This is a genomic window from Celeribacter arenosi (assembly GCF_039539485.1).
Taxonomy (GTDB): Bacteria; Pseudomonadota; Alphaproteobacteria; order Rhodobacterales; family Rhodobacteraceae; genus Celeribacter; species Celeribacter arenosi.
On sequence record NZ_BAABDF010000007.1, the window covers coordinates 1357368 to 1378969 of the forward strand.

Genomic DNA, 21602 nt, shown 5'->3' on the forward strand with positions numbered 1-21602 from the left:
TGGATCGCGCAGCGTGATGTCGACCTACTGTCCGCTCCACCCCGTGACATAGCCGATCGGATCGTTTTCGCCCTCGGCCACGTATGACGCGCTGAAACTGTCGAAAATGCCCAATCGCGCGCCCTCGGACGGCAATGGCACCAACGCCTCGTTTTCGCCGTTCAAAAAGACGTATTTGCGCGGCGCAATTTCGAGCGTGGCCCCTTTCGGCCCCGGTGTCAGGGTCAGCGTGAAGTCATCAGAGGCAACCGAATAACTCTCGCCGGTTTCACAGGGGCGAACGATCGCGATGGTGACATCGTGAACCGTGACCAACGCGCCGCAGCGCACCACATCCTGCGCGATCGCTGGCGCAACATGCCCCAGAGCCGCCAAACCCAACGCCAAAGTGTATTTTGAAAATGACTGTCCCATGCGCCTTTGTAGCGACCAAAGAACCTGTGTGGGAAGCCACCAAATGATCACGCGCAAGAATTCACCGTGGGTTCTAGCCAGCCACCCGCTTTCGCGCCTACAGTCCCGATGAAAGGAGCCACCTCATGTTGCACAATATCCCCCCGATCCTGCCGCCCGATCTCCTGCACGCGCTCGCGGCCATGGGGCATGGCGACGACGTCGTCATTGCCGATGCCAATTTTCCGGCGCAAAGCATGGGACAACGGGTCGTGCGCTGCGATGGAATGAGCGCGACCGACATCCTCGAAGCCGTGTTGACGCTCTTGCCGCTCGATACCTTTGTGGACGATGCCGCGCGCGTCATGGCCGTCGTTGGACAACCAGGCAGCATTCCCGATGTGGTCAATGAATTCCAAACCATCATCGATAATACGGCGGATAACCCCGCTAAGATCGCGACGGTGGATCGGTTCGACTTCTACGACATCGCCCGCAAGGCCTTCGTCGTCGTGCAAACCGGTGAGAAACGCCTCTATGGAAATATCATTCTCAAAAAAGGCGTCATTGCGTGAGCGCGCCCCTGACCGAGCGTGCCAAAATGCTGGCGGGGGATTGGTATTGCTGTCTCGACCCTGAAATCGAAGCCCTGCGCCAAACCGCCTTTGATGCCGTGCATGAACACAACACCCTCCATCCCGCCGCGCGCCAAGGTGCCGGGCCCAAACTGGCCGCCCTCCTTGGCACATTCGCGCCAAACGCATTGATTGAGGGCCAGTTCCATTGCACCTACGGCTTCAACATCCACATGGAAACAGAGGCGTTCATGAACGTGGGCTGCGTGGTTCTGGACTCCGCGCGCGTGGAGATTGGTGCACGCTCAATGCTCGGCCCAAATGTGCAAATCTATTGCGCCGACCACCACCGCGATCCCGTCAAACGCGGGCAGCTGATCGAACGCGCTTTGCCGGTTCGCATCGGGGCAGATGTCTGGATCGGGGGCGGCGCGATCATCCTGCCGGGCGTGAGCATTGGCGATCGGGCAATTGTCGGCGCGGGTTCTGTAGTGACCAAAGATGTGCCTGCCGATGCCAAGGTTGCTGGCAATCCGGCCCGCGTGATCGGCTAAACCCGATCAGATATCGCGGAACTCTTTTTCCTGACGCGGGGTCCACAGCACGCGCATCGCATAGCCGTCCTCCCCCGCTTCTTCGGACAAAACCACGCCCTCCTCAAAGAGCCACGCGCGCTTTTTGCCCTGCGCATAGGGCACAACGAACGCGCGCTCGATCTTGTCGTCTTCGAAGTAGGCTGAAACCGCCGCCAGAAGATCATCGATCCCTTCGCCCGTCACAGCGGAGATGGCGAACTTATCGTCCTCTTCGCCCGCCCGTGCGAGCCGTGCTTCCCGGGCTTCATCTGGGAGCAGGTCGATCTTGTTCCAGACCTCGAACATCGGCGCGTTTTCTTTGATGCCTAGATCGGAAAGGATCTTGAGCACGTCTGCCGCCTGCTCATCTGTTTGGTGATGGGAAATGTCGCGCACATGCAGGATCAGGTCCGCGTCCAACACCTCCTCGAGTGTCGCGCGGAACGCGGCCACGAGTTGGGTCGGCAGGTTGGAAATGAACCCCACAGTGTCGGACAGAATGATCTCGCGATCACCGCCATGCGCGGTTTCCAAAACCAGTGACCGCATCGTCGGATCCAGCGTAGCAAAAAGCATGTCTTTGGCAAAGACGTCCGCGCCCGTTACCTTATTGAAAAATGTAGATTTTCCCGCGTTTGTATACCCGACGAGCGCGACAATCGGGAACGGCACCTTCGCGCGCGAGGCACGGTGCAATTCGCGGGTCTTGGCCACTTTGTCGAGCTGACGTTTCAGGCTGCCGAGTTGTTCATCAATGGCACGACGGTCCGCTTCGATCTGCGTCTCACCGGGACCACCGACAAACCCGAGACCACCACGCTGGCGTTCAAGGTGGGTCCACGCCCGCACCAGACGCGTGCGCTGATAGGACAGAGCGGCCATTTCGACCTGCAACACGCCCTCGCGGGTCCGTGCGCGATCGGAAAAGATTTCGAGAATGAGACCCGTGCGGTCGAGCAATTTGACCTTCCACACCTTCTCGAGGTTGCGCTGTTGAACGGGCGTCACAGGCCCGTCCACGAGCACGAGCTCGACGTCGGCATCCTGAAGGCGTTGCCTCAGTTCCTCGATCTTGCCCTTGCCAAACAAATGGCCCGGCTGGATTTTCGGAAGTCGCACGATTTCACTTCCCACAACCTCGAGATTGGGGAGCGCGGCCGCAAGCGCCACAGCTTCTTCCAGCCCGCTCGTCGCATCACGGCGCGTGCGGTTGGAAGTGATATCGGGATGGAGGACCCACGCGCGCGTGGGTCGGGTCTCGTGTTCGAGCAATTAGGACTCTTCGCCGTCGTAAAGATTGATGGGTTGAGCCGGCATAATAGTCGAAATTGCGTGCTTGTACACCAGTTGCGATTGACCATCGCGGCGCAGCAGAACACAGAAATTATCAAACCAGGTAATTACGCCTTGCAGCTTAACCCCGTTGATCAAAAATATCGTAACAGGAACTTTTGTCTTCCGGACGTGATTGAGGAAGGCGTCTTGCAGGTTTTGCTTGTCGGCAGCCATTATCCTTGCCTTTTCTTGCGCTTTTGATGCGAACTGTCCCTCGGGCGACAGCACTTTGCCCCACCTCGCCCAAGTTTCCCGCGAATGTCAAGATTAGGGCCTTCGTTTCAGCCACTTGGTCGGAAAGGCGGGCAAATTTGCGTCAAATTGGCATATCATCTGCGCCAGAATTCGGGGTTGATCAGCGCGATAATCGCGAGCAATTCGAGCCGCCCCAAAACCATCGTCGCGCCGAGGATCAACCGCTCCGGATGCCCCAGATCGGCGTAGGACAGCGGGTTCTCTCCCGCTACGTCAACCAGTGGTCCGGTGGTTGTAAGAGCCGAAAGGGTAAACACGGTCGCTGCCTCGAAATCATGCCCGAAGAGCGACATCAGGATCATCACGGCAGCAATCGTGAAGGCGAAAACCATAAAATAGACCCACGCCACATAGGCCCCTTCGCGCCGGATGCGCCGCGCCGCCGCGCCCGCGCCGCCCACGGACGAGGGTGAAATCAGCTTTTCGATCTCGCGCTCGCCATGACGCACCAATGCGTAAAGGCGCAGCAGCTTCACCCCGCCCGCCGTTGTCGCCACGCCGCCGCCGAAAATGGTCAACCCCATGAGCAACACACCCGGCGCCTGCAGGCCGGACCAGAAACGTGATTGCTCCCAGAATGCGCTTTCAAAACCGGCGGTCGTCAGGAAGGACATAACCATGAAGAGCCCGCCCCAATAGGCCTGCAGCGCGCGCAGAAACCCGAACTCGCCGGAGACTTCGATCACCCCCACCCAATGGCGCATGAACAGGAATACCGGCACGAATGTCAGCACCGCCAAGGCGATCCGCATTTCCGGGTCGCGGTAGAGAGGGGCCGCGTCAGGGCGCGGTGTGTCGGCGGTAAATGTTTTGCGCGACAAGGCGAGGATCAGAAAAGCGAAGACGACAACTTCGCCGCCAAATCCCGCACCGGACCCCGAAAGCCCCCCGACCGGCGAAATGCCAGAGGTCGCCATAACCGACATCGCATGGCACAGCGCCACAAAGGGTGTCGCCCCGATCATGGCGAGCGCAAACCACAACGCCAGCGTCAAAGCGAAATAGATCGGGAAAAGACGCGCTGCGAAACGGGCGATGCGTTCAGGACCCGCCGCGATGCGGGTAATCTGGGAAATGCCCGATTGCCCCTGTCCTGCCTGACGGGCAGAGATAACTTCGAACCCGCCGAGGTTCATCGGCGCAAGCACCGCCACCGCCGTCACCCAGGCGAACAGACCGCCGAGCCAGCCGACAATCGCGCGCCAGAATTCAATTGTGCGCGGCAGTGCCTCGTCGGGGCCCGAAAACAGCGTGGCCCCCGTCGTTGTGAGCGCGGAGATCATTTCGAAATAGGCGTCCATATACGGCACGCCCGCACCGGCCTCCGCGATCGGCACGGCCAAAAGCAAAGGTCCGAGGAAATAGGTGGCAAGCAGGGTCAAAAGGAGATTGCGCCCCTCGCGGTCCGTGTCACGGGCCCGCAATGCGTCGGGAACTTCCTTTTCGGGGCGATAGCGCGCAAGCGCGATGAAAAGCGCCACCGTGGCAAAGAGCACCCCGGTGTAGAAAAACGACCGCGCAGAGGCAAAATCCTGAACCACCAGCCCGTAGGCAGCAGGTGCCATCATCGACGCACATCCGACCAGCATAAGCTGGACGAAAAAGGACATGCTCGCGAAACGGTTCATTAGAAAAAGTCGATCGACACTTGCAACAGACGCTCGACCTCGGGAACATCAGCGGCCAGCGAGAAGATCGTGATCACGTCGCCCTCATCGATGCGCGTTTCACCCGACGGGCGTATATATTTGTCGCCTTTGAGAAGCGCGCCAACCAAAACACCTTCGGGAAAATCGATGTCGCGAATTCGTTTGCCGGAAATCGGCGAGGTCGAAAGAACCTGTGCCTCGATCACCTCAGCCTCGCCATCGCCAACGGAATAGACGTTGCGCACGCGGCCGTGGCGCACGTGGCGCAAAATCGAGGACACGGTCGTGGCCCGAGGGTTGATATGGGCATCGATATCGAGGGCCGACAGGATCGGCACCAGCGACGGATCGTTGACCAGACAGATAGACATCGCGCAGCCCGCCTGTTTCGCGCGCACAGCAGACAGCATGTTCACCTTGTCGTCGTCGGTGACACAGAGAACCGCATCTGCCCGTGCAATGCCTGCCTCCGACAACAACTCGCGGTCCAGCGCATCACCGTTCAACACGATGGTCCGCTCCAGAGCATCCGCGGCCCGCTCTGCCACGCGGCGATCTTTTTCGATGACCTTCGCGCGCACACGATCCGTGCGCGCCTCAAGCGCCATCGCAACGCCCAAACCAACGTTGCCACCGCCCAAAATCACAACGCGGTTCAACTTGGCCTGGGATTTGCCGAAAACCTCGAGCGTGCGGGTGATGTCATCGGAATGGACAAAGCAGTAGACTTCGTCACCGGCAAATAGTTGGTCCTCCGGCTCTGGCGCATAGAGGCGGCCATCGCGACGAATGCCCACCACCGTGACGCGCAGGGTAGAAAACAACTCCGACAGCTCGCGTAGCGCCGTGTTCAGAACCGGACAAGAGTCACCCAGATGGATGCCCAACAGTTGCACACGGCCCGCCAAAAAGGCCTGCGTGTCGAACGCCGCAGGGGCCGCCAAACGGCGCAAAGCGGCCTCGGCCACCTCGCGTTCGGGGCTGATGACCACGTCGATCGGCATGTGATCGCGCCGGTAGAGGTCGGAATAGATCGCCGTGAGATAACTCTGCGCACGCAGACGAGCGATCTTGCGCGGCACGTTGAAGACCGAATGGGCCACCTGACAGGTCACCATATTGACCTCGTCGGAATGGGTCGCCGCAATCACCATATCGGCATCGCGCGCGCCCGCTTTTTCCAGCACATCAGGATAGGAAGCAAACCCCTCGATCCCCTGCACATCCAATGTATCAGTCGCCCGTCGCACAAGCGCGGGGTTGTTATCAACGACCGTGACATCGTTTTTCTCGCCCGAAAGCTGCCGCGCAATCTGCCAGCCGACCTGACCCGCGCCGCAAATGATGACTTTCATTGCATCATCCCTGACCTGTTTCGCCTTGGCATGGCATTAACGGACGCAACCGTCAACGCGTCCCGCTTTTCGCGACCCGATTTTCGATCCCGCCCCGCGACCATGATGCGCCCTACTCCGCGTCTTCGGACACGTAGGCGATCCGCCCACCCGATTTATTGCCCGTCACAACGCCAAGCGATTTGAGTTTGCGATGCAGCGCTGAACGCTCCATCCCCACGAAGGTCGCCGTGCGGGAAATATTGCCGCCAAACCGGTTGATCTGGGTGAGAAGATATTCGCGCTCGAACACTTCGCGCGCCTCGCGCAGCGGCAGCGTTGCAATCGCGGGCGACAGAACTGCCCCGCCGCTTTCTTCGTCGTTGTGCGCTTGCACCGGCAATTCAGCGACCTCGATATCGCCCGCGCCATCCCCGAGGATCAGCACACGCTCGATCACGTTCTTAAGCTGGCGGACATTTCCGGGCCACGGCATGGTCTGCAACATGGCGGCTGCATCCTCTGACAGGGTGCGAAGTGGCAAACCCTGTGTTCGGTTCAGCGCGGAAATGAAATGGCGTGCAAGCTCTGGAATGTCCTCGCGCCGTTTTTCGAGGGCTGGCACCTCAACCGGCACCACGTTGAGACGATGATAGAGTTCTTCACGGAACCGGCCCGCCTCGATCTCTTCGAGCAAATCGCGACTGGTCGACGAAATCACGCGCAGATCGACAGAGACCTTTGTGCTGCCCCCGACGCGCGAAAACTCCTGATCCACCAACACGCGCAGGATTTTGGATTGGGTGCCCGAGGGCATATCGGCAACTTCGTCAAAATAGATCACGCCGCCATTGGCCTCTTCGAGCAGACCTTTTTCGATACCCCGCTCCGCAGTCTCTCGCCCAAACAGCACATCCTCCATCCGGTCGGGTTCAATCGTCGCCGAAGACACCGTCACGAAGGGCGCATCGCGGCGGTCCGAATGCGTGTGGATAAAGCGCGCCGCGACTTCTTTACCGACACCCGCTGGACCGGTGAGCATCACCCGACCGTTGGATTTTGTCACCTTATCAAGGTTGGCCTTCAACTGTTTGAATGCATTGGAAACCCCGATCATTTCAACCGCGCCGCCTCCGGCCCGTTTCAGCGTCGCATTCTCTCGCCGCAGCCGCGAGGTTTCCATCGCGCGCCCGATCACGACCATCAATTGATCGATGTTGAAAGGCTTTTCGATAAAATCGTAAGCGCCCTGTTTGATCGCCGCGACCGCAATCTCGATATTACCGTGACCAGAGATAATGATGATCGGCACCTGAGGGTGTTCACGTTTGACATGTTTGAGGATGTCGATCCCGTCCATGTCGCTGTCTTTCAGCCAGATATCCAGGATCATCAGCGCCGGCACCGCGGCGTCGATCTGTGCCATGCATTCGTCGGAAGACGCGGCCAAACGGGTATCGAACCCTTCGTCACGCAAGATATCCCCGATCAACTCACGGATATCGCGTTCATCGTCGACAATTAGCACATCCGTCATATCCAACCCTCTTCTTTCATCACACTGCTATCTTTTGTTTTTGTTCATCATTCTGCGCGTGCGCCAATTCCAAACGAATGGTCGCACAGGCACCAATCCGGCCGGTCGCATCCAAAGGCTCGCCATCGGTGAGCGTGAGACTGCCGCCGTGTTCTTCGATAATCTTCTTCACAATCGGCAGACCGAGACCGGTGCCGTTTTCGCGCGTCGTTACATAGGGCTCGAACAGGCGCGAACGATCCTGCGGCAGGCCAATGCCGTTATCAGTCACCTTTATGACCGCTTCCTCACCCTCTAGCGTAAGCCGCACACGCACGCGGGGCACATAGCCTTCCGGAACTTCACCATTTTCATAAAGATTTTCAATCGCTTCCGCCGCATTCTTGATAATATTGGTCAGCGCCTGACCAATCATCGTCGCATCGACCTCCGCCCATGCAGTCGCGGGTTCAATCTCCGCCAGAACATCGACATCGGCCTGTGCATTCTGCTGCAATAGAACCGCGCCCCGCACCAGATCGACGAGGTCATGTTCACGCCGCTCGGGCGACGGCATCCGCGCGAATTTGGAGAACTCATCAACAATGCGCCGCAAATCGCCCGTCTGGCGGACAATCACGGACGTGTATTGTTCGAGGTCGGCGCGGCTCTCTTCGCTCATCCCTTTGCCGAACTTGCGCAGGATACGTTCGGCCGACAATTGGATCGGCGTTAGCGGGTTCTTGATCTCATGGGCGATCCGACGCGCGACATCTCCCCATGCGGCCATCCGTTGCGCGCTGACCAGATCGGTGACGTCATCGAATGCGACCACATAGCCTTCAATCTTTCCGTCCAGTTCACGCCGCGTCGCAATCCGCACGAGCAGGCTTTCCTGCGCGCCAGAACGGATCAGACGAATTTCTTCCTGCGCCACATCGCGGGTCTGTCCGCGCAAGGCCTCGAACAAGGGGCCGATTTCGGGCGCCACCACCGACAGATATTGGTCCGAAACATCTTCGTCGCCCAAGGACAGCAACGCACGCGCCGACGCATTGGTGAGCGTCACACGCCCCTGCGGGTCCAGCGCGATCACACCTGCGGTCACGGACGAGAGCACGTTGTCAAACAGGCGGCGGCGGCGGTCAATTTGCTCCGAACGTTCCAAAAGGGTTTCGCGCTGAACTTTAAGTTGCCCCGTCATCTGGTTGAAAACACGCCCCAAAGTCGCGATTTCATCATCGCCCTCTTCTTCGATCACCCGAACGTCGAGATCCCCTTCACCAACACGCTGCGCGGCACCCGCCAACCGGCCCACAGGCCGCGCAAGGCGCTCGGCAAACCAAAGCCCGAGGAAGGTCGCCGCGAGGATCAGAAGAAGCGCGAAGCCGAGATAGATGAGAGCGAATTCGAACAACAACCGCCCCCGCTCGCTCTCGAGCTGATTGTAGAGTGTGATCGAATCCTGCGTCTCATCAAGCAGGTTCAGGATTTCACCATCCACATCGCGCGTCACATAAAGGTACCGGTCGGCAAAACCCGCAAGGCGCTGCAAGGCGCGGCTTTCATTGTGGTCCCAGTCATCGATCAGAACCAACTCGCCGGTTTCAGCCCGCGCCAGTTCGGCGTCACTCGGGCGTTCGTAATCGAACAGATAGGAGCGTTCACCACGGGCACGAATTTCACCGGCGCGGTCGATTACATAGGCTTCACGCAATCCGCGCTGAATTTGCACCTGCCCCTGGTTGAGCACCTGACGCAATGCGCCGTCCGGCAACACCGTCATGGTGCGACGCCGCTCGGTGATGAAACTGGCCAGCGCGCGGGTGTCCTCGGCGAGGCCATCACTGTGTTCGGTCTCATAGGCATTAGCCGCGGCCAATGACGAGCCAACCACATTGCGGACCCGATCCGAAAACCACCCCTCAAGGCCGAAATTCAGTGTCACGACGGCAAACACAGCCACCGTCACGGTCGGAATGAGCGCCAAGAGCACAAAGACGCCCGTCAGGCGCAGGTGCAACCGCGAGCCTGCAGAATGCGCGCGCCGCTCTGCGATGATGCGGGCAATGCGCTGCGCGATCAGACCGGCAACAACGAGGACATAGACAAGGTCGAGAAGGAGAATCCACCGCAAGGCGCGCGAGACGAGGCCATGGTCGAAGGGGCCAAGCACCAGAAACGTCGCGATCGCGAGAATGGGCCCGAGAATGAACACCGCCATGGTCGCAGCATTCTGCAACCGGCGCTGGCGTCGAAGACGCAAGAGCCTGTTCCAGCTTTCTCTGCCGACCGGTCGCTTCACCCCGTCCAGACCTCCCGAAGCGAGGCCGTTGACCGGCCCCCTTTTCCCCGCGCGGCGCTTATTTCAGGCACCGGCACCGTCGTGGCAGAAAGGTCGCAGAGCCGTGCTTTGGCTGTCACTGCGATGTTTAGACCACGCGATGTGGCCTTTTTACATCAGCTTACGACGCCGTGTCACCTGAATATCGAGGTCATTGATCTTTTTACGCAAGGTATTGCGGTTGATGCCAAGCAGATCGGCACATTTTGCCTGATTACCGCCCACCGCATCGAGCGCGATTTCGATCAAAGGCTGCTCAACTTCGCGCAAAATCCGCTGATAGAGTCCCGGAGGCGGCAAAACCCCGCCGTGCAGATCAAAGTATCGGCGCAAATGCTTGGCGACAGAGGCCGACAGCTTTTCCCCGTCCCCGCCGCCTTTCAGAGGCTCGATCGCGGGTTGGTTGCCCAGAACCGCCTCGACCTCGGCGCGCGTCATTTCCTCTTCGGCGGAGGTGACGATCAAACGGCGGATGGTGTTTTCCAACTGACGCACGTTGCCGGGCCAACTATAGGCGCGCACCAGATCGAGCGCCTCACTGGTAAAGCGACGCTGGGAGGCTCCTTCGCGCGCGGCCTTGCCCAAAAAGAACTCGGCCAGCAGCGGAATGTCGTCTACCCGCTCACGCAGGGACGGCACAGCGACCGTTACACCGCCGAGACGGTAAAAGAGGTCTTGGCGAAAGGCGCCATTTTCCATCTTGGCGCTCAGATTGGCCTGCGACGTGGCCATAATCCGCGGGGCATTGTCGGTAAAACTGTCGAGCATGCGCACGATGCGCGCTTGGGCGTCTTCATCAAGGTCACCGACCTCGTCAAACAGGATCGACCCGTTGCGCGCCTTGGAAATGACCGTCGCAGGCCCCTCCATGGTCGCCAGATCCGAGGCCGACACGACCACAAAGGGCAAAGACCGTCGATCGGAGAAATCATGGATTGCGCGCGCAATCAGGCTCTTTCCCGTCCCGCTTTCGCCCGTGATCAGAACCGGAAGATCGGTATTCATGACGCGCGCGACGAGACGATAGAGGTTCTGCATCGCAGGCGTGCGCCCGACCATCGGCAATTCGTCCTGCCCGAGATCGGACGGCACCTTCGCAGTCGAAGGGGCCGGATTTGCGCGGCGTTTCACCTCGAGGGCTTTGGCCGCGCGTTTCATCAGATCGGGCAAATCGAAGGGTTTGGGAAGGTAGTCGAAGGCTTCCGCCTCTGCCGCCTGAATCGCGGTCATAATGGTGTTTTGCGCAGAGATCACGATGACTGGCAGACCGGGGCGCTGTTCGGCAATCTTGGGCAGGGTCTCGAGCCCGTTTCCATCCGGCATCATCACGTCGGAAATCACCAGATCACCCTTACCTTCAGCAACCCAGCGCATCAACGTCACCAGCGACGAGGTCGCATGAACCTTACAACCGGCGCGCGTGAGCGCCTGCGTGAGAACCGTGCGGATCGTGCGGTCGTCGTCCGCGACCAAAATCGTCCCATCCATCATTTTTCTCCTTCATCATCGGCCGTTAGGCATTTGCCATGCCTGACAATTTAAACAGTTACGTGACGGTTCAACCGTCATCCAAAACACGCAATTCCTTGGGCACCACGGGTAGCGAGATGCGAAACACCGTGCGTCCGGGCACGGAATCCACGGAAATCCAACCTTCGTGATCCGAAATAATTTTTGACACGAGCGCCAGTCCAAGACCGGTGCCGTTTTCACGCCCCGACACAAAGGGCTCGAACACGTCCCCGGCAATTTCTGTCGGCAAACCCGGTCCGTCGTCGATAATCTCGACCTGTAGCGGCAGCGGCGCGCCCGTGCCATCCCTGCGGCGCAGGCGCAGTTTCAGGTCATAGAATGTGCGAATGCGGATCGTCCCCCTGCCCCCGACGGCGGCCTCGGACGCGTTTTTCAACAGGTTCAAAAACACCTGCAAAATCTGGTCACCGTCCACATAGGTCGCAGGCAGCGAGGGATCGAATTCCTCTATAAACTGCATGGACGCGGCATAGGAAAGCTCGGCCGATTTGCGTGCGCGGTCCAGAAGATCGTGAATATTGATCGCCCGCTTCGCAGGTGGACGCAGGTTGCCGAATTGTTCGACCTGTTCGAGAAGCGCCACGATGCGCCGGCTTTCGACAACGATCAGATCGGTCAGCTCGAGGTCCTCGGGCGAGAGGTTCATCGACAGCAACTGCGCCGCGCCGGTGATGCCCGCCAAAGGGTTCTTGATCTCATGGGCGAGCATTTCCGCCATCCCGATCGCAGAGCGTGCCGATGATTTAACCTGCTGCGCGCGGCCCAGACGGTCGGCGATTTCGCGCGCTTCCATCATCAGCACCAGCCATCCGTCATGCCCCTGAATCGGGCCAATCTGGATGTTGCACTGAACCGGCGGCGCGTTGCCGCCCGATACGTCGACGTTGTTGATAAACATCGCGGATAAATCACGACGGACCCGAGCAAAGGCTTCTTCCAGCGGAGCGTCGATGGCGAGTTTGTCGAAAACCGGCACACCCGCGAGGGATTTCGACGACGCGTTGAGGAATGTCTCCGCGGAGGGGTTGATTGAGTCGATCCGATCGTCAGGCCCGATAATGAGCGACGGGATCGGCAGGGATGGCCAAAGGGCATCAAAGAGAGTGCTGTCACTCATGCGGCGACCTTTCCCGACAGGGCCTCGGTTAGACGGTCCAGAACGCCGGCAGGTGTGCGTTCGGTGAGAACGACACGGCGCAACTCTGCGGGGGTATCGGCGACATCCATGTACCAGCCTAGATGTTTTCGCATCACGCGCGCGCCGAGATCGACGCCGTAAAACGATAGGCCCGCCTCATAATGCGCCCCGACCATCGCGGCGAACTCTGCCGTGGAAGGCGCCTGAGGCACGGGTGCGCCGACGAGGTTCGCGGCGATTTGGGACAAAATCCATGGCCGCCCCTGCGCCCCGCGACCGATCATCACGCCATCGGCGCCCGAGGCCGTCAGGGCCTCACGCGCGGCCTGCGCGCTAACAATGTCTCCATTGGCGATCACCGGAATATCGACCGCATCCTTCACCGCGCGAATGGCGGCCCAGTCGGCGCGGCCTTTGTAGAACTGGCACCGCGTACGACCATGAATGGTAATCATTTGAATGCCCGCGTCCTGTGCGCGGCGCGCCAACTCGGGTGCATTCATCAGATTGTCGTCCCAGCCCAATCGGGTTTTCAGCGTCACAGGCAGATCAACGGCCCCCACAACCGCATCGATGAGGGTCAGCGCATGGTCGAGATCGCGCATCAGCGCAGAACCGGAGTAGCCCGACACAACCTTTTTCGCCGGACAACCCATATTGATGTCGATAATCCGCGCGCCATTGCCTTCGGCCATTTTCGCCGCTTCGCCCATCGGCCCCGCTTCGCGGCCCGCCAATTGAACGGCGGTGTTTTCGACACCGAACCCGAGCTCTGCCTTCTCGCGGCTCCCGGGGCGCGCGTTCAACATGTCATGGCTCGCCACCATTTCGCTCACCACCAGGCCCGCGCCAAAAGACGACACCAGATTGCGAAACGGCAAATCGGTGATTCCGGCCATCGGTGCGAGAAAGACAGGTGGGTCCAAAAAGGTATCTGCCAGTTGAACGGGCAAGCGATTAATCCTTGTGCATATAGGCCATGCCTAGCGGCCTAGAGCGGTAGCTGCAAAGGGTTCGGCGCAAAAAAGGGGCGCAAAATGCGCAATGCCCATAAATTAGGCGCTACTTTGGAGGCCACGCCCCCGTTGCCAGGGCGCGCTTCAGAGTCTATCGGATGCGTCATGAAAGTCGCAGCCCTCATCGTCGCCGCAGGACGCGGAACCCGCGCAGGGGAAGGATTGCCCAAACAATGGCGTCCCCTTGGCACCAAAAGGGTGATTGACCACGCCATCGCCGCCTTTCGCGACAAGGCCTGTCAGATCGTCGTCGTGCATCATCCCGATGACGCGGAGTTCTGCTGCGACCTCGATGATGTTGTGCTCGTCCATGGATGCAGCACACGTAGCGCATCGGTCAGAGCCGGACTCGACGCGCTCGCCCCGGATATCACACATGTCCTGATCCATGATGCGGCGCGCGCACTTTGCCCGCCCCACGTCATCGACGATGTGATCCACGCGCTCGAATCCCATGACGGGGCCGCACCCGGCCTCGCGGTGACGGATGCGCTCTGGACCACTTCCGACGGTCACGTGAGTGGCACAGCGAAACGGGACGGTTTGTTTCGCGCCCAGACGCCACAGGGTTTTGCCCTGCCCGCGATTACGGCCGCCCATGCCGCCTTCGACGGTGAGGCCGCCGATGATGTCGAGGTTGCACGCGCTGCAGGCATCGAGGTGGCAATCACCAAGGGCGCCGAAGAGAATTTCAAGATTACACATGCAGATGACTTTACGCGCGCAACTGCGCATCTGCAGAGGGGAAAGGACGCCATGAAAATTAGGATTGGCAACGGGTACGATGTTCACCGATTTGGACCCGGCGATCACCTTTGGCTTTGTGGGGTCAAAATCCCCTTTGGGCGCACGCTTCAGGGGCATTCCGACGCCGATGTTGGCATGCATGCCCTGAGCGATGCCATCTATGGCGCGCTGGCCATGGGCGACATCGGTCAACACTTCCCGCCCTCGGATCCGCAATGGAAAGGCGCGCAAAGCCATATCTTTCTGCGCCATGCCATCGAATTGGCGCGAGACAATGGCTACAGCCTCGCAAATTGCGACGTGACCCTGGTGTGCGAACAACCCAAAATCGGGCCACACGCAGCGGCAATGCGCCAAGCGCTCGCCGATATTATGGGGGTGGACGTCGCTGACGTTTCTGTCAAAGCGACGACATCGGAAAAGCTGGGCTTTACGGGCCGCGAAGAAGGAATTGCAGCGCTGGCGACTGCCGCGTTGGTCGGAGGACAGGACGGATGAAAGAACTGGCGGAAGCAATCGCGACACTCGCGCGCGTGGGCTATTTGAAACCCGCACCCGGCACTTGGGGATCGGCGGCATCTGTCCCGCTCCTCTGGGCGCTCCATCAAACCGGCGGAACGCTATTGGTATGTGCGGGGATTGTGGTCGCCTTTGTTGTGGGCCTGTGGTCGATTCAGGAATGGACACGCGGCGACGAAGATCCCGACCATGCGGAAATCGTCATCGACGAATTGGTCGGCCAATGGATCGCCCTTCTGCCCGTCTCGGTCGGCGCGACAATCATGGGCGTGGACAGTTCCGTTCTGTGGCCGGGATGGATCGCCGGTTTCGTGCTGTTTCGCCTCTTTGACATCTGGAAACCGCTCTGGATCGGCAAGGCGGATAAACGCGGCGACGCGATGGGCGTGATGTTGGACGATGTTCTCGCAGGCATCGCCGCAGCCGCTGTGACTTTGGTCTTGGCCGGCCTCACCCATGGCCTGATGATGCAATGAGCGCCGAGGCCGTTCTGAGTGCAGCGCGTGCTGCTGGCGTGATGATCGCCACCGCAGAAAGCTGCACAGGTGGCCTCATTGCCGGCGCCCTCACGGATGTGGCGGGCTCATCAGACGTGGTTGATCGCGGCTTCATCACCTATTCAAACGCGGCCAAGGTCGAGATGCTCGGCGTCTCGCACGACACATTGCAAAACCACGGCGCCGTGAGCGAAGAGATCGCGCGCGAAATGGCGGATGGCGCGCTCGCACGCTCCAACGCTGCCCTGACGGTTTCGGTGACCGGCATCGCGGGGCCCGGCGGCTCCGAATTCAAACCCGAGGGCCGCGTGTGTTTTGGCCTCGCGCAGTCAGGCATGGCGACAAAAACCGAGACGGTCGATTTCGGTCCATTGGGACGCAGTCAGGTCAGACAGGCGACCGTGGACCATGCGCTCGCGATGTTGCTCGCGGCGCTCGCCTAGCCATCGGCGCCAAAAACACAACTAGGCTAAATTTTAACCACCTACCGCGATTCTCGCCCACATTGTGTGCGTTTCCCAAACCGCTACCTTTTTAAACGGTTTGCTCGCCCCCATGCGGCTTTATTTATCGCTCCAAAGACGCTTTACGCGCCGAAACGCACAAAAAATGTCTCTGGAGGAAGTTATGGTAGGAGCGGATACCGCATGGATCATCGTCGCAACGGCGCTGGTTCTCTTCATGTCACTGCCGGGTTTGGCGCTGTTTTATGGCGGCCTGGTCCGCGCGCGAAACGTGCTGTCGGTCTTCATGCACGTCTATTCGATCGCTGCGGTGATGAGCGTGCTGTGGTTCGTGGTCGGCTATTCCATTGCCTTTGGTGATGGCAACGCGATTTGGGGCGGTCTGGGCAAAGCCTTCCTCATGGGCATCACAGCGGACACCGTGTCCGGAACGCTACCAGAAGTCCTGTTCTTTGCCTTCCAGATGACCTTTGCGATCATCACACCGGCCCTGATCGTGGGCGCCTATGTCGAACGCATCAACTTCGCATTCGTCATGCTGTTCTCCAGTCTTTGGATGCTGCTGTGCTACGCCCCTGTCGTCCATTGGATCTGGGGCGGCGGGTTCTTGGCTGATGGCGGGATTTTTGGCGAGGTCGGCACGCGCGATTTCGCAGGCGGCATTGTGGTGCACGAAACCGCGGGCCTCGCGGCCCTCGTGCTCGCCGTAATGCTGGGCCGTCGCAAGGTCGACAACAAACCCCCACACAACCCCGGCTACGTCATGATCGGCGCATCCATGCTCTGGGTCGGCTGGTTCGGCTTTAACGGCGGTTCACAACTGGCCGCCGATGGTGGCGCCGCGATGGCCATCACAGTTACCCACCTCTCTGCCGCGACCGCATCGATCACTTGGGCGATCTGGGAGCGCGTGAAATACGGCAAAGCGTCCATGGTTGGCATGGTAACCGGCACCATTGCAGGTCTGGCCTCGATCACACCTGCGTCCGGCTTTGTCGGGCCGGTTGAAGCGCTCGTCATCGGGGCCGTTGCAGGCGTTCTGTGTCAGGAAGCCGTGGGCTTTATCCGCAATAAGGTCAGAATTGACGACACGCTGGATGTCTTTGCGGTGCACGGCGTTGGCGGCATCTTTGGCACGATCATGATCGCCGCCTTCGGTGCGGGTGCTTGGGCCGCGCAGCTCGGCGCACTTGTGATCGTCGGGGTATTCACAGTGGTTGTGACTTATCTCATCGCCCTGCTGGTGAAGGCCATTGTGCCGCTGCGCGTGGATACGGAAACCGAACACACGGGTCTCGATCTCGCCCAACATGGCGAAACGGCTTACGATCACAACTCGTGATTTAGCCCCTACCCAAAAACCAAAACGGCGCGCCCTAGGGTGCGCCGTTTTCATGTGTCGTCCCCTTTGTCGCACGCGCGCCATCGGGCATCACGCGTATCCACTCTATCGGTAAAGATCCGCCGCCCGTCGTTCGAACGCGCGCACAATCCGCTGCATGGCCTCGTTGAAAACCACGCCGATTACCGATTGCAAAATCGCGTTCTTGAACTCGAAATCCACAAAAAACTCGATCTCGCATCCACCCGGATCGTCGTGGAATTTCCACCAGCTCTTCATGTAGCGGAACGGCCCGTCGAGGTATTCGGTCTTGATGTGCCGCTCGTCAGGATAGAGGCGCACACAGGATCCGAATGTCTCGCGGAAGACTTTGAAGGAAATCACCAAATCCGCCATCATCAGCTCGTGATCACCCATGTCTTCGCGGCTGCGAATGCGGGCGGCCGCGTTCCATGGCAGGAACTGTGGATAGCTTTCGACATCCGCAACGAGGTCGTACATCTGCTGGGCGCTATAGGGGAGCTTCTTTTTTTCGTGATGCGTCGGCATGGGCTTTGGTGTTTGTGAACGGTTCCTGCTATCTCTAGGCCGAACGCGCAAAATGCAAGGGGTTAGCATGACGCAGCGGCCATATCACATCGAAGAAATGATCTCGGCAAAGGCGATCGCCGCGCGGATCGAGACACTCGCCCACGAGATCCGACAGTCCTTCGCGCAAACCGATAATCTCGTGGTGATCGGGCTTTTGCGCGGCTCCTTTGTCTTTATTGCCGATCTGGTGCGCGATTTGGACATGAACGTCGAGGTCGATTTCCTCGAAATTTCGTCCTATGGCGACAACACGGAAAGTTCGCGTGAGGTGCGCATTCTCAAAGACCTGCGTGGCACCATCGAAGGGCGAGACGTCTTGGTTGTCGAGGATATCGTGGACACCGGACATACCATGGCCGCAACCATGGCCCATCTGAACGCGCGCAAACCGCATAGGCTGGAAACCATCGCGCTGCTCAACAAACAAACGCGCCGCGAGGTTCCGTTTACGGCCACATGGACCGGCTTTGAAATTCCCGACGCTTTTGTCGTGGGCTATGGCATCGACTACGCTCAGGCCAATCGAAACCTGCCCTACATCGGGACCGTGGTGTTCGAGGACAATGTGTCGTGAACGAATTGCGGTGGCTCATGCGCGCCAAACGATGGGCGCAACATCCCCCCTCGTCCAAACGGGTAAAGTTGGTGTTCGGGGTGATCGCATTTTGTCTGCTGCTCTTCGCGATTGAACGCTTTGTCGGCGTGCCCGCGTGGATGCAAATGGAACGCGAGCCTTCACGGTTCTCGATCAAGCCGTAACGGCCGAGCGCCCCAGCAAACTGTCAGCCTCTGCGGCCAGTGCGCGTGCGATCCGGTGGCGTGCCTGACGCATGCGCGGTGCATCCGCGAGGTCGATATGAGAGGCCACGAACACGGGAACAGGCGCAATTTCAACCGGCCCCTCAAAGCGCACCAGAGTGGGAGATGCATCACCCAAGACACAAGGCAACAGCGTGCGCCCCATACCGGCCTCCGCCAAGGTGCGCAGCGTGAGAAAACTATCCGCCGCCGCCGTGATTTTGACGTTCATACTATCGAGGACGTCATGGAGTTTTTGGGTGATATGGCTGCGCGCGATCGAGCCTGCGGTCCCGATCCAGTGGTCTTCGGGCGCATCAGCGCGGGTGTAATAGCCAACGCCGAGATACGCGGCCATTTCGCCATGCAGGTCTTCGGGCAGTTTGAATGTCGGTCGAATGGTCACATCCGCATGGAGCCGCGCCAGATCGAGATGGGCATTCGTCGAAAGCAGCTCAAAGGACAAACCGCGTTCCTGCGAGGCCAGTTTGGCAACAATCGGGGGCAGAACGACGTGGCAAAACGTGTCCGTCGATGTGAGGCGGATCACACCCGCCAAAGGCGCCTCGCCCACGCGGGCCAGCCGTTCAACCGCGCCCACCGCCGCCTCAACCTCGCGGGCGGCTTCGATTATGCGCAGTTTGTCTGCGGAGATTTCATAGCCGCGCACGGATTTATCGAAGAGTTGGACACCCAACCTTTGTTCGATTCCCGCGACCCGGCGCAATACAGTTGCGTGATTCACGCCCAACTCACGCGCCGCGCCCGAAACCGAGCCTGTACGCGCGACGGACAAGACAAAGCGATAATCGTCCCAATTTGGTCTGTGCATGATTTAATGAACTCTCTGCGAAAATACCGACTTTATCTTAGCACAGGCACAGATACCCTGCATTGAGGGAAATCACTTTGACCTGATAGTCATTAATGAGGACAACCATGAACATGCGATTTGGACTGAAACTCACCGCTGTAGCACTTCTCGCTGCCACGACTTTGACCGCGACGGCCCAAGATGCAGCAGAGGGTGCCGTCAAGGCACGCCAAGCGCATATGCAACTCTATGCCTTTAATCTGGGAGCGCTCGGGGCGATGGCGAAGGGCGCGGTGGAATATGACGCCGAGGCCGCAACGCGCGCGGCCACGAACCTCGCGACGCTTGCCGCACTCGACACCCGCGACTTCTGGCTACCGGGATCGGCCGCTGGCGAGGTTGAAGGATCACGTGCTCTCCCCGCAATGTGGAGCGCGGACTCAAACGCGATGGTACATGCAGGCAACTTGCGCGATGCAACGGCTGCCCTCGCGGCTTCTGCAGGGACCGACCTCGCGAGCCTTCAGGCCGGCATGGGTCCTGTGGGCGGTGCCTGCTCGGCCTGTCACAAGGCCTACCGCCAAGCCGACTAAACGCCCTAGCGCGCGGGGGCTTGGCCTCGCGCGCGGGCCGCACTAGGTTTGGGAATATCCCGGACCGTCGGAGCCACCATGCGTCGTATTCTCCTGCTTCTCTTACTCGGTGCCATTTGTGGCCTTGCGGTTTTCTGGATCGTGACAATTCCACGCCACGCTGACCCCGAAGAGTTGGCCGGTGTTGTCCCCGATCTGGCGCGCGGTGAATACGTCTACACCGCCGCAGGATGCGCATCGTGCCATGCTGGCGAGGATGGAAAAGCCACCGCCCTAGAGGGCGGAATGGAATTTGCCTCACCCTTCGGCACCTTCCATGCCCCGAATATTTCCCCCTCAAATCAGGGCATTGCGGGATGGAGCGCGCTTGATCTCGCGAGTGCGATGATGCATGGCACCTCGCCGGAGGGCAAACATTACTACCCCGCCTTTCCCTATGCGTCCTATGCAAGAATGGACCCCGCCGACGTGGTCCATCTCCACTCTTACCTGATGACCCTGCCCGCCTCCGACAAAGCGGATGTGCCCCATGATGTCGGCTTCCCCTTCAACATCCGGCGCACATTGGGCGGCTGGAAAATGCTATTCCTGCGCGATGACTGGGTGGTCGCGGACCCGAACCTGACCGAGCAAGAGCATGCTGGGCGCTATTTGACCGAGGCCCTCGGCCACTGCGCGGAATGTCACACGCCGCGCAATGCGCTCGGCGGGGTTATCAAATCCCGCTGGCTCGCCGGTGCGCCCGATCCCGCCGGACAAGGGCGCATTCCCAATATCACGCCACATGCCCTCGATTGGTCAGCGCAGGACATCGCCTATTACCTCGAAAGCGGTTTCACTCCCGATTTCGACAGTGTTGGCGGGCATATGGCGCATGTCGTGGACAACTTCGCGAAACTCAGCCCAGAAGATCGGGATGCGGTCGCCGCCTATCTAAAACGTGTTCCGCCGGTGGAGTGACAAACGGCGCGCCTCCTGTCATATTCGCAGAATTGAATTCCAACTCCTGCGAGGCCCAATGATCCGCATTCTGACCCTAACCATCTGCCTCGCCCTGCCCGCATCCGCAGCGCTCGCCCAAATGCACGGGATGCACGGACACGCGACGGATGAAACCGGCGCATCGATCCATGACGAGGTTTTCATGCCAGGCCTCGTAGGAGAAAATACCACCGCGGATGAAATTCTTGACATGCAGGAATTGTTCATCAACCACGCCGGCCTCACCCGCACGGTGGAAAACCTGCCCGATGGCATTCGCACGGTGACCAATGCAGATACCGAAGTGCTTCGCGATGCGCTCGTCAATCATGTGGCGTCGATGATCTATCGTGTAGAGGACAAATTCGACCCGCATGTCCCGATTCAGAGCCCGACGCTCGACCTATTGTTCGAAAAGCCTGAACTGATCGTGACGCAGATCGAATATACCGATACCGGCGTCACCGTCACCCAGACCTCACAGGACGTTGAAATCGTTGCAACTCTGCAAAGCCACGCCGCAGAAGTCAGCGATATGGCGTTGCGTGGCATGATGGCCGTGCACGAACGGATGATGGGGATGGGCCACTAAA

23 protein-coding genes are annotated in these 21602 nt (G+C 59.6%); 11 read left to right on the top strand and 12 right to left on the bottom strand.

The window, feature by feature from the left end; translation table 11 throughout:
• Window positions 1–24: 24 nt before the first annotated feature.
• Window positions 25–414 carry a hypothetical protein gene (locus tag ABD815_RS14315; protein WP_344848197.1) on the bottom strand — a complete coding sequence of 130 codons (390 nt, stop codon included), beginning with the start codon at window positions 412–414 and terminating at the stop codon, window positions 25–27.
• 125 nt (window positions 415–539) lie between these two features.
• On the opposite strand from ABD815_RS14315, the gene ABD815_RS14320 reads away from it, so the two are divergent.
• Window positions 540–968 (top strand): RbsD/FucU family protein, encoded by a 429-nt coding sequence (locus tag ABD815_RS14320; protein ID WP_344848199.1) that lies wholly within the window; start codon window positions 540–542, stop codon window positions 966–968.
• Window positions 969–994: 26 nt separating this feature from the next.
• A complete protein-coding gene (locus ABD815_RS14325; protein WP_425549873.1) occupies window positions 995–1522 on the top strand; it encodes a sugar O-acetyltransferase in 528 nt (175 codons plus the stop codon).
• Window positions 1523–1528: 6 nt separating this feature from the next.
• Here the strand turns inward: ABD815_RS14325 and hflX are convergent, their stop codons facing one another.
• The 9 genes from hflX to dusB all read right to left on the bottom strand — a co-directional run bounded on the left by hflX (window position 1529) and on the right by dusB (window position 13600).
• Window positions 1529–2815 (bottom strand): GTPase HflX, encoded by a 1287-nt coding sequence (hflX, locus tag ABD815_RS14330; protein WP_344848204.1) that lies wholly within the window; start codon window positions 2813–2815, stop codon window positions 1529–1531.
• Window positions 2816–3052 (bottom strand): RNA chaperone Hfq, encoded by a 237-nt coding sequence (hfq, locus tag ABD815_RS14335; RefSeq protein ID WP_319251118.1) that lies wholly within the window; start codon window positions 3050–3052, stop codon window positions 2816–2818.
• Between the two features lie 155 nt (window positions 3053–3207).
• Complete coding sequence (locus ABD815_RS14340; protein ID WP_344848210.1) at window positions 3208–4743, bottom strand: TrkH family potassium uptake protein; 1536 nt, start codon at window positions 4741–4743, stop codon at window positions 3208–3210.
• A gap of 17 nt (window positions 4744–4760) precedes the next feature.
• A complete protein-coding gene (gene trkA / locus ABD815_RS14345; protein WP_344848211.1) occupies window positions 4761–6137 on the bottom strand; it encodes a Trk system potassium transporter TrkA in 1377 nt (458 codons plus the stop codon).
• A gap of 112 nt (window positions 6138–6249) precedes the next feature.
• Complete coding sequence (gene ntrX / locus ABD815_RS14350) at window positions 6250–7653, bottom strand: nitrogen assimilation response regulator NtrX (protein WP_344848213.1); 1404 nt, start codon at window positions 7651–7653, stop codon at window positions 6250–6252.
• A 19-nt stretch (window positions 7654–7672) separates the two neighbouring features.
• Window positions 7673–9856, bottom strand: a complete 2184-nt coding sequence (locus ABD815_RS14355) for a sensor histidine kinase NtrY-like (protein WP_344848215.1) — start codon at window positions 9854–9856, stop codon at window positions 7673–7675.
• A gap of 231 nt (window positions 9857–10087) precedes the next feature.
• A complete protein-coding gene (locus tag ABD815_RS14360) occupies window positions 10088–11464 on the bottom strand; it encodes a response regulator (RefSeq protein WP_344848217.1) in 1377 nt (458 codons plus the stop codon).
• A 70-nt stretch (window positions 11465–11534) separates the two neighbouring features.
• Complete coding sequence (locus ABD815_RS14365) at window positions 11535–12626, bottom strand: two-component system sensor histidine kinase NtrB (protein WP_344848219.1); 1092 nt, start codon at window positions 12624–12626, stop codon at window positions 11535–11537.
• A complete protein-coding gene (gene dusB / locus ABD815_RS14370; protein ID WP_425549863.1) occupies window positions 12623–13600 on the bottom strand; it encodes a tRNA dihydrouridine synthase DusB in 978 nt (325 codons plus the stop codon). Before dusB ends, ABD815_RS14365 begins: the two co-directional genes overlap by 4 nt.
• 168 nt (window positions 13601–13768) lie before the next feature.
• On the opposite strand from dusB, the gene ABD815_RS14375 reads away from it, so the two are divergent.
• The 4 genes from ABD815_RS14375 (at window position 13769) to ABD815_RS14390 (ending at window position 17232) form a co-directional block, all read left to right on the top strand.
• Complete coding sequence (locus tag ABD815_RS14375) at window positions 13769–14908, top strand: bifunctional 2-C-methyl-D-erythritol 4-phosphate cytidylyltransferase/2-C-methyl-D-erythritol 2,4-cyclodiphosphate synthase (RefSeq protein ID WP_344848221.1); 1140 nt, start codon at window positions 13769–13771, stop codon at window positions 14906–14908.
• Entirely contained in the window at window positions 14905–15405 is a 501-nt protein-coding gene (locus ABD815_RS14380; RefSeq protein ID WP_344848223.1) for a phosphatidylglycerophosphatase A family protein, read from the top strand. The genes ABD815_RS14375 and ABD815_RS14380 overlap by 4 nt, the downstream gene beginning before the upstream one ends.
• Complete coding sequence (locus tag ABD815_RS14385; protein WP_344848224.1) at window positions 15402–15869, top strand: CinA family protein; 468 nt, start codon at window positions 15402–15404, stop codon at window positions 15867–15869. Before ABD815_RS14380 ends, ABD815_RS14385 begins: the two co-directional genes overlap by 4 nt.
• Window positions 15870–16053: 184 nt before the next feature.
• The gene (locus ABD815_RS14390) at window positions 16054–17232 is read left to right on the top strand and encodes an ammonium transporter (RefSeq protein ID WP_344848226.1); all 1179 of its coding nucleotides are present in this window, start codon (window positions 16054–16056) and stop codon (window positions 17230–17232) included.
• A 105-nt stretch (window positions 17233–17337) separates the two neighbouring features.
• Here ABD815_RS14390 and ABD815_RS14395 read toward each other — a convergent pair whose 3' ends face one another.
• Window positions 17338–17781 (bottom strand): type II toxin-antitoxin system RatA family toxin, encoded by a 444-nt coding sequence (locus tag ABD815_RS14395; RefSeq protein WP_344848228.1) that lies wholly within the window; start codon window positions 17779–17781, stop codon window positions 17338–17340.
• A 67-nt stretch (window positions 17782–17848) separates the two neighbouring features.
• Here ABD815_RS14395 and hpt point away from each other — a divergent pair, with 67 nt between their 5' ends.
• Both hpt and ABD815_RS14405 read left to right on the top strand, forming a co-directional pair.
• Window positions 17849–18397, top strand: a complete 549-nt coding sequence (hpt, locus tag ABD815_RS14400) for a hypoxanthine phosphoribosyltransferase (RefSeq protein ID WP_344848230.1) — start codon at window positions 17849–17851, stop codon at window positions 18395–18397.
• Window positions 18394–18582 carry a hypothetical protein gene (locus tag ABD815_RS14405; RefSeq protein WP_344848232.1) on the top strand — a complete coding sequence of 63 codons (189 nt, stop codon included), beginning with the start codon at window positions 18394–18396 and terminating at the stop codon, window positions 18580–18582. Before hpt ends, ABD815_RS14405 begins: the two co-directional genes overlap by 4 nt.
• Here the strand turns inward: ABD815_RS14405 and ABD815_RS14410 are convergent.
• Entirely contained in the window at window positions 18572–19453 is an 882-nt protein-coding gene (locus tag ABD815_RS14410) for a LysR family transcriptional regulator (protein WP_344848234.1), read from the bottom strand. The genes ABD815_RS14405 and ABD815_RS14410 overlap by 11 nt on opposite strands.
• 107 nt (window positions 19454–19560) lie before the next feature.
• Between ABD815_RS14410 and ABD815_RS14415 the strand changes: the two genes are divergently transcribed.
• The 3 genes from ABD815_RS14415 (at window position 19561) to ABD815_RS14425 (ending at window position 21601) form a co-directional block, all read left to right on the top strand.
• Window positions 19561–20028: a c-type cytochrome gene (locus ABD815_RS14415; protein WP_344848236.1), complete on the top strand. Its 468-nt coding sequence runs from the start codon at window positions 19561–19563 to the stop codon at window positions 20026–20028.
• 78 nt (window positions 20029–20106) lie between these two features.
• A complete protein-coding gene (locus tag ABD815_RS14420) occupies window positions 20107–20988 on the top strand; it encodes a c-type cytochrome (RefSeq protein ID WP_344848237.1) in 882 nt (293 codons plus the stop codon).
• A gap of 58 nt (window positions 20989–21046) precedes the next feature.
• Entirely contained in the window at window positions 21047–21601 is a 555-nt protein-coding gene (locus ABD815_RS14425; RefSeq protein WP_344848239.1) for a hypothetical protein, read from the top strand.
• The last annotated feature ends 1 nt before the right edge of the window (window position 21602 follow it).